Raw genomic sequence first — 13,088 nt, 5'->3', positions numbered from 1 at the left:
ATATAAAACCTTAAATATAAAATTATAGTGTATTCACATTATTTAAATCAGCAAATGCTTGCTCAAGTCTTGTATTGAAAGTTACTTCACCTTCACGCAACCATTTTCTTGGATCGTAGAATTTTTTGTTTGGAGCATCAGCACCTGTTGGGTTACCAATTTGAGTTCTAAGGTACTCAACATTGTTTACCATAAAATCACGAATACCTTCAGTAAATGCAAATTGCAAATCAGTATCAATGTTCATTTTTACAACTCCGTAGCTAATTCCTTCTCTGATTTCTTCCAATGTAGAACCTGATCCACCGTGGAAAACAAAATCAACAGGATTTAATCCAGTGTTGAATTTTTCTTGAACATAATCCTGAGAATTTTTCAAGATTTTTGGAGTTAATTTTACGTTTCCTGGTTTGTAAACACCGTGTACGTTTCCAAAAGCTGCTGCAATTGTAAATTTCGGACTTACTTTAGATAATTCTTCGTAAGCATAAGCAACCTCAGAAGGTTGAGTATATAATTTTGAGCTGTCTACATCAGAGTTGTCTACACCGTCTTCTTCACCACCAGTGATTCCAAGTTCGATTTCTAGAGTCATCCCCATTTTGCTCATTCTTTCTAAATAACCTTTACAGATTTCGATGTTTTCTTCGATTGGCTCTTCAGATAAATCAATCATGTGAGAAGAGAACAATGGTTTTCCAGTTGCTGCAAAATGCTCTTCCGAAGCATCTAACAATCCATCAATCCAAGGTAATAATTTTTTAGCACAGTGGTCAGTATGCAAAATAACTGTTGCTCCGTAAGCTTCTGCTAATGTATGAATGTGTTTTGCTCCAGCAATACCACCTGCGATAGCGGCTTTTTCTCCAGCATTAGAAAGTCCTTTTCCAGCATTAAACTGTGCTCCACCATTTGAAAATTGGATAATAACTGGTGCGTTTAATTTAGCTGCAGTTTCTAATACTCCATTAATTGTGTCTGATCCAACAACGTTTACAGCAGGAAGTGCAAATCCTTTTTCTTTTGCGTAATTGAAAATCTCTTGTACTTGATCTCCTGTAGCCACTCCGGGTTTGATATTGTGTGCCATTGTAATTTTTCTTTTAATTGTTTTTTTTTAGTTTTTAGATTATAATTTGCAAAAATAAGAATTAATTAGCACTTAGAAAGGGTAATTGATGCCAAAATTAAATACTGAATTTGCAAAATTATATTGTGTGAACCATCTATCTCCCATTTCTAAGGCAGGATTGTATGTTTTGAATCCCATATCAACCCTAACAGCAAAAAAACCTAAATCATAACGGATACCAAATCCAGTACCTAAAGCTATTTCTTTTAAATCTTCTATCGAATTAAATTTTGCAGGCTCATAATTAACTACATCCAAAACATTCCAAATATTTCCGGCATCAGCAAAAAGAGCTCCATTCCATTTTCCAGTAATTAAAAATCGATACTCTCCACTGATTGCAATTTTCATATTGGCTTCGTTAAAATCATTAGAGAAAGAGCTACTTCCCGGCCCCAAATCATAAGGCTGCCAAGCTCTATTATCATTGGCTCCACCCGCATAATAACTCTTTGAAAAAGGAATAGAATTTGAGTTTCCATAGGGAATGGCAATACCGAAAAAAGCTCTCATCGCAAAAACATTTGCCTTATTTACATTCCAATGTTTGATAAAATCAAATTCTGTTTTTATATATTCCGAATATTCTAAATTAAAAATTTCATAATTCCCATTTTCGTTCTTAGGGATGTTACTTACATTTGAAATTAAAGATAGTAATGTTCCAGCAGATTCAATTTTGGTTCTAAAAGTATAAAAGGTATTATCTTGTAGATCTTTCTTACTTGTTTTGGTAAAATTAAAATTAGTAGCCAAAATAAAATCATTATCCGTAAGTCTTATCCTTTGTTGTTCAATATTGCTTACGTCTTGGTATTCTTGATTATCTGGTCGCAAAACTGTTTGTAACGTTAAAACATCTTTTGTAAAACCAGAGGTTCCGCTTTCAATAATCAAATTATTCTGGCCATCAACATAAGTTGGATTGGTATTATATGTTTTCCCTATATTATTTAAAGCATCATAAGAACTATTATAAACATTAAAATAATTTTCGGGATTCAAATTACGAACGTACTGAAAATTCAATAGATCAAACCTCGTGGTAGTGTTCTTTTTAGGAGTCCAGTTATAAGAGAGCGATCCTGTAAAATTTTCTTTATCCAGTCCAATATTTGTTTGCTTGGAAAGACCTAGACTAACAACCGTGGATGGTATCATACTTTTCGGAATTATTTTTTCTGTTTTAATGGGGAATAGAATCCTCGGAAAATTTAGTTTCGCATCTAAGCCATATTCTGAAACATTGAAAAAACTATCATTGGAATCAGCAATATCATTGGAAGCACCAATATTTCCTCTGGCCGAAAGCTCTAAAGTCTCAGCTCCATTAAAAACATTTCGGACTGTTTCTGTAATACTACCTGTAATCCCAAAATCTTCTATATTAGAATGGGTAGCATCCAAAGTATATCCAAAACTATATTTTTTACGTGGACTTAAATAAATTTTAGCAATCAAGGACTGACCTAATGTATCTTTGGGATCGATCTGATATTGTATGGTCGGATAATTAAATACCTTTAAATTATTCAAATATCGAGTAGTTAAAACAGTTTTGTTATCATTAAAAAGACTTCCCTTAGTTAAGAAAACAGCATCTGTTATAGCATGCGGACGGTATTTTATTTTTTCATATCCATACAAATTCATGTTATTATAGGTCACACTGTCTTTTATCGCCAAATCATGTCTTTCCGTCTTATAATCGGTGTAGATTTTAATCTCGCTGATTTTGTATAATTTAAATGGCTCTGTCTTTGTAGAATCATTCTCCTGATAAGAATAATCTCCAACATTCAAAATTACACTGGCTTTGCCTTTTTTATTTATCGTATCAATATCAAAAGTGACATAATTAGCCTGAAAACGGTAGGCTCCGTGGTTTCTAAAAAGAGTCGTTAAGCGATTCTTTTCATTTTCAAAATCTTCTGTTTTATATTGTTTCCCTGGGACAATAAGTGATTTTGAAGTTTTATAAATAGAGTCTAACGCAGGTGTTTCAATTGCAGTTCTTAAAGAATCAATAAAATATGGATTCCCAGTTGTTAAATAGTATTTTAACTGGGCACTTTTAGGAGCCAAAGAGTCTCTCTTATAAGTGGCATCTACGTCAAAATAACCATTATTAAAATAATAACTTTTAAGTCGCGTAAGTGATTTTTTAGCTTTTATAGTATCCAAAATTACAGGCGCCTCCCCTGTTTCTTTTAAAAAATTATGTCTCCCAAGGTACCAAAAAGATTTACGAAGCCCTTCTATTTGTTTTGCCGAAAGCCATTTAACTTCCCTATCATATTTCTTTTTATTGTTTAAGTATTTTAAATTAAATGTAGAATCAGGATTTGGGTTTGCCAAGTTATACAAATTCAACAAAAATCGATACCCAACTATAGGCACTTTACTATTTGGCTGCTGATACAATTGATCATAGATAGTTTGATTCTTGAGTAATTTACCGTTTTCAAAAATTTCATTTTTGACAAGAAGCTGTTTTCTAGCAGGAACCCTCTTTTCTGAATTACAAGCATAGAAAAGAACGCTAATTAGGATAAATAATGATATTTTTGCAAGATTCTTTTTCTTCTCAAAAAGTATGGATTGCTCAAGATACCCAGCAAACCGCTTTTTTGTTTTAAAGGAAGAAAAAAATTTATTCATGAGGGGACTCGTATTATAGAATATTTAATTCAAAAGTACATTTTTTTATGCTTAGTAAAAACCAAACAAAGCTTATATCTAGTTTACAACAAAAAAAACATCGTTTTGCAAATCAATTGTTTTTTGCAGAGGGTGTAAAAGTAATTCAAGAATTAGTAAAATCAAATTTTGAATTAGAACATCTTTACACAACCAATGAAGACTTTAATGATATTGCCTCTCATAAAAGAAGCGTTATTTCAGAAAATGAATTAAATAAAATTAGCGCTTTATCCACACCGAATACTTGTTTAGCAGTATTCAAAATTCCTCAAGAAAGCGAGATCATTGAATCTGGACTTGTTGTTGCCCTTGACTCTATCCGTGATCCTGGCAATTTAGGAACAATTCTGAGACTTTGTGATTGGTTTGGAATCCAGCAACTAATATGCTCAAAAGAGACGGTTGACATTTATAATCCTAAAGTCGTTCAGGCCACAATGGGTTCTATTGCAAGAGTAAATGTCAATTATGTTGACTTAGATATCTTTATAACAAAAACTAAATTACCTGTTTTTGGAACCTTTATGGACAGTGAAAACATTTACAAAACGACTTTACCTCAAGAAGGCATTATAGTTATGGGAAATGAAGCCAACGGAATTTCTGAAAATATAGAAAAACTGATTACCAAAAGACTTACCATTCCACGTTTTGGAGATCTTCAAATCACCGAAAGTCTAAATGTGGCTACTGCAACAGCCATTATCCTAAGTGAATTCAGAAGACAAAATTAAAAGTAGTTAATTTTAGTGAAAGGTAAAATTAATCAAAACCCCTCTCGATTTCATAGCCTCAATATTACCTGTCCAAGGACTGTTAGGATCTTTGTCACGTATTAATTCGTCAGAAATTCCAAATTGTCCTCGAATCGATGGAGAAAATATAAAGTATTCTGAAAAAATATCAATCCCAAAACCCAACTCGTAATTGGTGGTCCAGCTTTTTACTCTAAATCGCTCTTCTAGATTGTCGTCTAAGGATTTCGCATTACTAGACAAATTCAAATTTGCTGATACTCCTCCCAATAAATAAGGACGAACGTTTCCAGTTCGAAGAGAAGAAAATTTCAACAATAAAGGAAAATTAATATAAGTACTGTTTATATCTCTGATTGCATCGTTTGGACTATTAAAACCAATATTAGGAGGATAATGTAACGTTCTATTGGCGTAATAAAGTCCTGGCTCAAAACGCAAGTCCAAATATTCCATCAATCTTACATTGGTCACTAATCCAACATTGAATCCCACAGCATTGTCCGTTTGAATATCTGTTGAATATGCTGGATCCGTTTCCATTTTTTTATAATCAATCTTAAAATCATAAGAGTTAAATCCTAAAAAAAAACCAAAATAGATTTTTTTCTTTTGCCAGTTTTCTAAATTTATAATAGGATCCTTACCGAAAATACTTTTTGAATTTTGTGCGTTTCCTTTTATGGCAATAGTCAATAGAATTAATACAATTATTTTTTTCATAATTATGCTGAATGTTTTCAGTATTATTTTTTAGAAGCCGAGTAAATAGTTGCAACTCCAAAAGTCTGTGGCATAGCCTTTACATTTATAAACCCAATTTTCCTTAAAATATTGTTTAATGCTTCTCCATAAGGAAAAGAAGCAGCAGATTCGGATAAATAACCATAAGCTACATTGTCCTTTGAAAACAGCTTTCCTATTAATGGTAAAATATTTTTGGTATAAAAACTATACCCTTGTTTATAAGGTGTTTTCTCCGGTACGGAAGTTTCCAAAATAACAAAAATTCCTCCTGGTTTTAGAACCCTCAAAATTTCTGTCAACCCTTTTTCAAGGTGTTCAAAATTTCGAACCCCAAATGCTACGGTTATTGCATCAAAAAAATGATCTTCAAAAGGCATGTTTTCGGAATCTCCCAAGACCATCTCAATAGTTTGAGACAGCTTTTTTTCTTCAATTTTTTTTACACCTATCTCCAACATTCCAGCCGAAATATCAAGTCCGATGATTTTTTTAGCTCTCGTTTGCGCCATCAAAATAGCAAGATCACCAGTTCCTGTTGCAATATCCAATATTTTTTCAGGATTGGTCTTGGCAACCAACTGCAACACTTTTTTTCTCCATTTAACATCGATACCAAACGATATTATTCGATTAAGGCTGTCATAGTTCCCTGAAATATTATCAAACATTTTGGCAACTTGTTCTTTTTTACTGAGTGAAGAGTCTTTATAGGGTGTGATTTCTTTTGGCATTTTTTTTGTTTGTACAAATATAAACAAACTGTATAAACTATAAATGTGTTTTTGGTTTTGGTTAAAATTTTATTTGAAAATCTACTTTTGCATTAAATATCAGATTTAAAAACAAAAATGAAAATAATTGAAATATCACCAAAAGTGGGTATTGTGGAAACTGTTTTTATTACTGATGTTTGTACTTTAAAATTTAAATATTTTTTTTAAATGATTAGACGGGAATTAATGACCCAAATCAAATGGATGCTTCTTGCGCTATTTATCTCATTTGTTCTTGTATTATTTTTTGAAGGTACCGTCAGTAATGGCAGTATTATTTTAAAAGCGCAAAATACGTTCTTAGGATTAAATTTGTTTTTGGAAATTTTAATTTTCTTTGCCTTTAGTACCTTTGTGGTATTTGGTACTAAAGGCTTTTTTGAGTTGTACTCTCAAAGATTATCAAACTATATTGTTCTCATTTCGGGGATAGTATTGATATTTGTGATTTGTATATTATGTTATCAAATCTTAGTACAAGAATGAGTCATCCCGCTAATCATTAAAAAAAGCATCCTAATATTTAGGATGCTTTTTTTTTGAGTTTTATTTAAATGTTACCTTAGAATCAAAACAATAAACATTTACACTTTGACGAATGTTTGATAGGTATAAGCAAATTGATGCTTATCGTCTATAGGATTAAATTCTGATTGAATTTCTTTCCAATCATCGGAATTGATTTCTGGAAAAAAAGCATCTGCATCAAAGCTATGATGCACTCTCGTGATTTCAAGCTGGTCTGCAAATGGGAGCCCCAAATTATAAATTTCTCCACCACCAATAATAAATGAAGTTTCATTTTCCGGGCAAATTGCAATTGCTTTTTCGATACTATCAACTACAACACAACCTCCTGGATTATAGTCTTTATTTCGTGTTATAACAACATGTGTTCTATTAGGAAGTGGCTTTGGAAAACTTTCAAAAGTTTTTCTCCCCATTATTATATGATGCCCTGTAGTTAAGGATTTGAATCTTTTGAAATCATTGGGTAAATGCCAAACTAGCTCGTTATTTTTTCCAAGTGCATTATTTTCTGCAACGGCAGCAATCATGATAATCATACTTAATGGTGTTATTTAGAATTAGTTTCTTCAATTTTGGATTTCAATTGCTCTATTTTTTTTTGCTGTAAAGCTACAAGCCGATCAATCTGGTCTCTTTCCCAATTTTTATTCATAAAACGATCAGTTATAAAAACTTTTATAAAATGTAAAATAAAAAAGAATAACCATAAAGTAATCCCCCAAACACACCAATGTATATTCAATCCCGTATCAAAAAAATAAGCTGCTGCAATCAAGAAAATACTGAACAACATCAAGAAAACAAAATGATAGTATAATCTTTTCTTTTGTTTTATTCGGTTTCTGGCGTACTCATATTGTTCGTGTAATTCTTTTTCCATGATTTAAAATTTTGCTCATAAAGGTAAAATTTATTTTCAAAAGTCTCCATTATGATTATTGAATATTTAAAGAGAAAACGTTTTCTTTTTTTTAAATTAAGATTTAAACGATTCAATTTCCTTTTAAAAGTAAAAAAAAGAATACTTTTTTGCTATTATGCTAAAAATGAGGTGGTTTGTGAAAACTTAAAAATATTTCATTTACTTTGTTATAACTTTAAAAATGAAATAGTTATGTCTGTAAAAAAACAATTTATAAAAACTAAGCCCGTTTGTAAGGTTACCTTTTCTGTAGAAGCAAAAGAAGCCAATCAAGTATCTGTAATTGGTGATTTTAATAATTGGAAAGAAGAAGAAGGAGCCTTAAGCAAATTAAAAAATGGAACTTTCAAAGGGTCTTTTGACTTAAATAAAGATTCAGCATACGAGTTCAAATATGTAATTGACGGTGCTTACGTAAATGAGCCAGAAGCCGATTCATTCAAGTGGAATGATTTCGCGGGAGCCGAAAATAGTGTATTACTAGTATAACAATCAAAAAAAATCCGCTTTAAGCGGATTTTTTAATTTTATACAGCTACACTTCCCTTGATTAGGGCATGTGGCTCATATCCTTCTAGTGTAAAATCATCAAAATCAAAATCGAAGATGTTTTTCACATTTGGATTTAAAATCATTTTCGGCAATGGTTTTGGTTCACGAGTAAGTTGTAACTCGAGTTGCTCAAAATGGTTATTGTATATATGTGCATCGCCAAATGTGTGTATAAATTCACCTACTTCAAGGTCACAAACTTGTGCGATCATCATAGTTAACAATGCATAAGAAGCTATATTAAAAGGAACTCCCAAAAAGACATCAGCACTTCGTTGATACAATTGGCAGGAAAGTTTCCCTTTCGTCTCTCCTTTAGATTCATCTGGAGAAGCTACATAAAACTGAAAAAAGGCATGACAAGGAGGCAATGCAGCTTTATTATTGGCAACATTTTCCTCAAAAGACTTCGTTGTATCCGGTAAAACCGATGGATTCCAAGCCGAAATTAACATTCTTCGGCTGTTTGGATTTGTTTTTAATTCAGTAATAAGTTGGCTAATCTGGTCAATTTCCTCACTGTTCCAATTACGCCATTGGTGACCATAAACAGGGCCTAAATCACCGTTGCTATCTGCCCAGGCATCCCATATTTTAACTCCGTTTTCTTGAAGATATTTGACATTGGTATCTCCTTTAAGAAACCAAAGCAATTCATAAATAATCGATTTTAAGTGTAATTTCTTGGTAGTTACCATCGGAAAACCTTCACTCAAATCAAATCGCATTTGATAACCAAATACGCTTTTTGTACCAGTTCCGGTGCGATCTCCTTTTTGACAACCATTATGCATAATATGTTGTACTAAGTCTAGATATTGCTTCATTTGTATTTGATTGTTAAACTGTTTATTCGTTTATTCGTCAATTTGTCTAACAAAAACGATTAAACAAATTACCGATTAAACTATTCTAAATTATGATTCTCTCTTAGAAATTTCATCACGAATTTTGGCCGCTTTTTCATAATCTTCATGCTCCACAGCTTGTTCCAGCAATTCATTTAATTCCTGTAAAGTATGATTAGAATATGTACTACCCGATTCGTTGCTTTCAGTATTTCCAAAAGTTTCAGGATTAGAAAGAATATCTTCCATTTCATTTGGCGAATCTGTTTCAAGAGGATTCGCTTTCAAGAAAATACCCGCTTTGTCCAAAATGTTTTTATAGGTAAAAATAGGAGCATTAAATCGAATAGCTAAAGCAATAGCATCCGAAGTTCTGGCATCAATTATTTCTTCAATTTTATCTCTTTCGCAAATAATGCTAGAATAGAAAACACCATCTACTAGTTTGTGAATAATCACTTGTTTTACCACAATATCAAATCGCTCTGCAAAATTTTTAAACAAATCATGTGTCAAAGGACGTGGTGGCTTAATTTCTTTCTCTAAAGCAATTGCAATAGACTGAGCCTCGAATGCTCCAATAACGATAGGCAATTTCCTTTCCCCATCAACCTCATTTAAAATTAACGCATAAGCGCCATTTTGAGTTTGACTGTATGAAATTCCTTTTATAGATAATTTAACTAAGCTCATGTTGGTATAATGGGAAGCACTAAGTACTCTAATTAATTATGTCTTTTTCCTTGTTTTAAATAATGTGCAATTTTAATCAAAATATATGGAACAAAAAAGCTACCTAAAGCAAAGATACGATTATCTTATTTTTAGGTAGCTAATTATAGTAGAAATTAAATATCTATGATTGTTGCTCTTTAAAAGCTTTGAATTTTGTTATTAATTGTGGTACAATTTCGAACGCATCTCCTACAATTCCATAGTCGGCTACTTTAAAGAAAGGAGCTTCTGGATCACTATTGATAACCACTTTTACTTTAGAAGAGTTGATACCCGCAATATGCTGAATAGCTCCAGAGATTCCAATAGCTATATATAAATTCGTAGCAACTGGTTTTCCAGTTTGACCAACGTGTTCTCCATGAGGTCTCCATCCTAAATCAGATACCGGTTTTGAACAAGCAGTTGCAGCTCCAAGAACTGACGCTAATTCTTCAATCATTCCCCAGTTCTCAGGTCCTTTAAGGCCACGTCCTGCAGAAACAACGATATCAGCATCTGCGATAGAAACTTTACCTGAGACTTTTTCAACAGATGTTACTTTTACTCCAAAATCAGCATCTCCGATAGTTGGATTAAAATCTTCTTCGGTTAATGATGAAGCACTTTCAAAAATACCATAAGAGTTTTTACCGATTGATAATACTTTTACATCGGTATTGATTTCTGTTATATTGAAAGCTTTGTTTGAAAAAGCGGTTCTTTTTACTTGAAATGGCGAAGTGCTTACTGGCAAACCAACAACATTTGAAGCATAACCAGCTTCTAACGCTACAGCTACCAATGAAGCTAAGTAAATACTGTCTGTTGTAGAAGATAACAAAACCACTTTAGTAGCCTCTTTCTGTGCAGCTTGTTTGATAACATCAGCATAAGCTTTGGCAGTAAAACCAGCTAATTTATCATTGCTTACTTTCAAGACTTTGTCTACTCCGTATTTTGACAATTCAGAAACATCTCCTGCGTTTACAGTCACTGCCGTTACGGTTGTTCCTAATGATTCTGCTACTTTTTTGGCATAAGAAGCTAATTCTAATGCTACTTTTTTAAATTTTCCTTCTGCAGATTCTGCATATATTAATATTGACATATTTTTTTATTTTAAATGTTGAATTATAAATTTTAAATGTTTTGAGAATGTTAGTTCACAACTTAAAAATTCATAATTTAAAATTATATTACCTTAGCTTCGTTGTGCAATAAATTAATTAATTCATCCAAATTATCAGCCGAAATTAATTTAACCGCCGATTTAGGAGCTGGCTTTTCAAACTTCACCGCTTTGGTATTTACGGCAGCGTCAACAGGCTCAAGGATTGTTAATGCTTTAGTTCTAGCAGTCATAATTCCTCTCATATTCGGGATTCGTAAATCTTTCTCCTCTACAATTCCTTTTTGACCTCCAATGATAATAGGTAATGAGGTACTTACTGTTTCTTTACCTCCATCTATTTCACGAACAGCAGTTACATTAGCTCCATCAACGGTGATACCTGTACATGAGTTCAAAAAGTTGTATCCTAAAATCCCAGCAATCATTCCAGGAACCATTCCTCCATTATAGTCTAATGATTCTTTTCCGGCAATCACGACATCGTAACCTCCATTTTTAATTACTTCTGCCAATTGTTTCGCTACAAAAAATCCATCCGTAGGATTAGCGTTGACACGAATGGCTTCATTAGCACCTATCGCTAATGCTTTTCTCAAAGTAGGCTCTGTTTCTGGCCCACCAACATTTACTACTGTAACTATAGCACCTTGTTGCTCTTGAAACCAAATGGCTCGGGTTAGACCAAATTCGTCATTTGGATTAATTACATATTGAACTCCATTGATATCAAACTCAGCGTCTCCGTTAGTGAAGTTGATTTTTGAAGTAGTATCAGGAACGTGGCTGATGCAAACTAATATTTTCATAATAATATATATTAAATTCTTTTTTTTCTTTGACAAATTTAAAATAATAAATCGAATAATATACTATGCATGCATAATATTTTTTACAACTATTACGATTTCGCAAATCACATTAGAGTAATTAATGTTTTAATCAGAATTATTATAAATAACTGAGCCAATTTTGTGATTTAAGCAACTTATTCAGATCTGGCATTCATCCAAATGAAATTTTGATACCACAATTTTCAATTCAGCAACAATTCCCTAGCCCAGATAGTAGCGGCATCCTTCTTGTGGCCTCGTTTTTTTCTAACGAGACCACAAGAAGATATAGCGGATAGCTGGAAATAGCTCCTAAAAAAAACAATAGTATAAAACCTTGTTATTTTAAAGTGATTTATGCTTTTAAGTAATTTAAAATAATTATTTTTGCATTTCTAAAAATTACACACAGACTATATAAATATGAGAACGATACAATTTAGAGAGGCCATTTGTGAAGCAATGAGCGAAGAAATGCGTCGCGATGAGTCCATATACTTAATGGGTGAAGAGGTAGCGGAATACAATGGTGCCTATAAAGCATCTAAAGGAATGCTTGCCGAATTTGGTGAAAAAAGAGTAATTGACACGCCAATCGCCGAACTTGGTTTTACTGGAATTGCAGTTGGATCAGCAATGAATGGATGTCGCCCGATCGTTGAATATATGACTTTCAACTTTTGTTTGGTTGGAATTGATCAAATTATAAATAATGCTGCCAAAATGCGTCAGATGACTGGTGGGCAATTTAATGTGCCAATCGTTTTTCGTGGACCTACTGCTTCGGCAGGACAATTGGGAGCAACACACTCACAAGCAATCGAGAACTGGTTTGCCAATACTCCAGGACTTAAAGTTGTGGTTCCATCGAATGTTTATGATGCCAAAGGTTTATTGAAATCGGCTATTCGTGATAATGACCCAGTTATTTTCATGGAATCAGAACAAATGTATGGTGATAAAGGTGAAGTTCCAGATGGTGAATACACTATTCCTATTGGAGTTGCTGATATCAAACGTGAAGGAACAGATGTAACTATTGTTTCTTTCGGAAAAATCATCAAAGAAGCTTATATCGCTGCCGATGAATTGGCTAAAGAAGGTATTTCATGTGAAATTATCGACTTGAGAACTGTTCGCCCAATGGATAAGGATGCTATTTTAACTTCTGTTAAAAAAACGAATAGATTAGTAATTCTTGAAGAAGCTTGGCCTTTTGCAAGTGTATCTTCTGAGATTGCCTTCTTAGTTCAAGAACAAGCTTTTGATTTCCTTGATGCGCCAATACAACGTATTACAACTGCTGATACTCCAGCACCATATTCTCCAGTATTATTGAAAGAATGGTTGCCAAATGCTGCAGATGTTGTGAAAGCGGTTAAGAAAGTATTATACAAATAATAGAAAACAACAATTTAAAAAGCTTCATCAACCCTCCATTTGATG

The 13,088-nt window shown here is 32.8% G+C and carries 13 protein-coding genes; 3 read left to right on the top strand and 10 right to left on the bottom strand.

Annotated elements, in window-relative coordinates:
• Positions 1-22: 22 nt before the first annotated feature.
• Positions 23-1,090: a class II fructose-bisphosphate aldolase gene (gene fbaA / locus AC1DY0_RS11725; protein ID WP_477188785.1), complete on the bottom strand. Its 1,068-nt coding sequence runs from the start codon at positions 1,088-1,090 to the stop codon at positions 23-25.
• 72 nt (positions 1,091-1,162) lie between these two features.
• A complete protein-coding gene (tamL, locus tag AC1DY0_RS11720; RefSeq protein WP_477188784.1) occupies positions 1,163-3,793 on the bottom strand; it encodes a translocation and assembly module lipoprotein TamL in 2,631 nt (876 codons plus the stop codon).
• A gap of 47 nt (positions 3,794-3,840) precedes the next feature.
• Here tamL and AC1DY0_RS11715 point away from each other — a divergent pair, with 47 nt between their 5' ends.
• Positions 3,841-4,569, top strand: a complete 729-nt coding sequence (locus tag AC1DY0_RS11715; RefSeq protein WP_477188783.1) for a TrmH family RNA methyltransferase — start codon at positions 3,841-3,843, stop codon at positions 4,567-4,569.
• A gap of 12 nt (positions 4,570-4,581) precedes the next feature.
• On the opposite strand, the gene porT is transcribed toward AC1DY0_RS11715, so the two are convergent.
• From porT to AC1DY0_RS11695, 4 genes are all read right to left on the bottom strand, one after another.
• A complete protein-coding gene (gene porT / locus AC1DY0_RS11710; protein ID WP_477188782.1) occupies positions 4,582-5,313 on the bottom strand; it encodes a type IX secretion/gliding motility protein PorT/SprT in 732 nt (243 codons plus the stop codon).
• Between the two features lie 23 nt (positions 5,314-5,336).
• Positions 5,337-6,068, bottom strand: coding sequence for a bifunctional demethylmenaquinone methyltransferase/2-methoxy-6-polyprenyl-1,4-benzoquinol methylase UbiE (ubiE, locus tag AC1DY0_RS11705; protein WP_477188781.1), 732 nt, complete (start codon positions 6,066-6,068; stop codon positions 5,337-5,339).
• 626 nt (positions 6,069-6,694) lie between these two features.
• Positions 6,695-7,177: a dihydrofolate reductase gene (locus AC1DY0_RS11700; protein ID WP_477188780.1), complete on the bottom strand. Its 483-nt coding sequence runs from the start codon at positions 7,175-7,177 to the stop codon at positions 6,695-6,697.
• 11 nt (positions 7,178-7,188) lie between these two features.
• Positions 7,189-7,521: a 2TM domain-containing protein gene (locus AC1DY0_RS11695; protein ID WP_477188779.1), complete on the bottom strand. Its 333-nt coding sequence runs from the start codon at positions 7,519-7,521 to the stop codon at positions 7,189-7,191.
• Positions 7,522-7,755: 234 nt separating this feature from the next.
• On the opposite strand from AC1DY0_RS11695, the gene AC1DY0_RS11690 reads away from it, so the two are divergent.
• Positions 7,756-8,052: an isoamylase early set domain-containing protein gene (locus AC1DY0_RS11690; protein WP_477188778.1), complete on the top strand. Its 297-nt coding sequence runs from the start codon at positions 7,756-7,758 to the stop codon at positions 8,050-8,052.
• A gap of 38 nt (positions 8,053-8,090) precedes the next feature.
• Here AC1DY0_RS11690 and AC1DY0_RS11685 read toward each other — a convergent pair whose 3' ends face one another.
• The 4 genes from AC1DY0_RS11685 to AC1DY0_RS11670 form a co-directional block, all read right to left on the bottom strand.
• Positions 8,091-8,942 (bottom strand): thymidylate synthase, encoded by an 852-nt coding sequence (locus AC1DY0_RS11685; RefSeq protein WP_477188777.1) that lies wholly within the window; start codon positions 8,940-8,942, stop codon positions 8,091-8,093.
• 90 nt (positions 8,943-9,032) lie between these two features.
• Positions 9,033-9,656, bottom strand: coding sequence for a bifunctional nuclease family protein (locus AC1DY0_RS11680; RefSeq protein ID WP_477188776.1), 624 nt, complete (start codon positions 9,654-9,656; stop codon positions 9,033-9,035).
• 163 nt (positions 9,657-9,819) lie between these two features.
• Positions 9,820-10,788 (bottom strand): electron transfer flavoprotein subunit alpha/FixB family protein, encoded by a 969-nt coding sequence (locus AC1DY0_RS11675; protein ID WP_477188775.1) that lies wholly within the window; start codon positions 10,786-10,788, stop codon positions 9,820-9,822.
• Positions 10,789-10,871: 83 nt separating this feature from the next.
• Positions 10,872-11,618, bottom strand: coding sequence for an electron transfer flavoprotein subunit beta/FixA family protein (locus AC1DY0_RS11670; protein ID WP_477188774.1), 747 nt, complete (start codon positions 11,616-11,618; stop codon positions 10,872-10,874).
• Between the two features lie 447 nt (positions 11,619-12,065).
• Here AC1DY0_RS11670 and AC1DY0_RS11665 point away from each other — a divergent pair, with 447 nt between their 5' ends.
• Positions 12,066-13,043: a pyruvate dehydrogenase complex E1 component subunit beta gene (locus tag AC1DY0_RS11665; RefSeq protein WP_477188773.1), complete on the top strand. Its 978-nt coding sequence runs from the start codon at positions 12,066-12,068 to the stop codon at positions 13,041-13,043.
• Positions 13,044-13,088 lie beyond the last annotated feature (45 nt).

The sequence above is a fragment of the Flavobacterium sp. P1_E4 genome (assembly GCF_056405915.1).
This window is presented reverse-complemented; position numbering and strand designations above follow the sequence as displayed.

Coding starts and splice junctions, on each gene's coding strand:
- fbaA (WP_477188785.1), bottom strand. CDS start 1,090: ATGGCACACAATATCAAACCCGGAGTGGCTACAGGAGATCAAGTACAA.
- tamL (WP_477188784.1), bottom strand. CDS start 3,793: ATGAATAAATTTTTTTCTTCCTTTAAAACAAAAAAGCGGTTTGCTGGG.
- AC1DY0_RS11715 (WP_477188783.1), top strand. CDS start 3,841: ATGCTTAGTAAAAACCAAACAAAGCTTATATCTAGTTTACAACAAAAA.
- porT (WP_477188782.1), bottom strand. CDS start 5,313: ATGAAAAAAATAATTGTATTAATTCTATTGACTATTGCCATAAAAGGA.
- ubiE (WP_477188781.1), bottom strand. CDS start 6,068: ATGCCAAAAGAAATCACACCCTATAAAGACTCTTCACTCAGTAAAAAA.
- AC1DY0_RS11700 (WP_477188780.1), bottom strand. CDS start 7,177: ATGATTATCATGATTGCTGCCGTTGCAGAAAATAATGCACTTGGAAAA.
- AC1DY0_RS11695 (WP_477188779.1), bottom strand. CDS start 7,521: ATGGAAAAAGAATTACACGAACAATATGAGTACGCCAGAAACCGAATA.
- AC1DY0_RS11690 (WP_477188778.1), top strand. CDS start 7,756: ATGTCTGTAAAAAAACAATTTATAAAAACTAAGCCCGTTTGTAAGGTT.
- AC1DY0_RS11685 (WP_477188777.1), bottom strand. CDS start 8,942: ATGAAGCAATATCTAGACTTAGTACAACATATTATGCATAATGGTTGT.
- AC1DY0_RS11680 (WP_477188776.1), bottom strand. CDS start 9,656: ATGAGCTTAGTTAAATTATCTATAAAAGGAATTTCATACAGTCAAACT.
- AC1DY0_RS11675 (WP_477188775.1), bottom strand. CDS start 10,788: ATGTCAATATTAATATATGCAGAATCTGCAGAAGGAAAATTTAAAAAA.
- AC1DY0_RS11670 (WP_477188774.1), bottom strand. CDS start 11,618: ATGAAAATATTAGTTTGCATCAGCCACGTTCCTGATACTACTTCAAAA.
- AC1DY0_RS11665 (WP_477188773.1), top strand. CDS start 12,066: ATGAGAACGATACAATTTAGAGAGGCCATTTGTGAAGCAATGAGCGAA.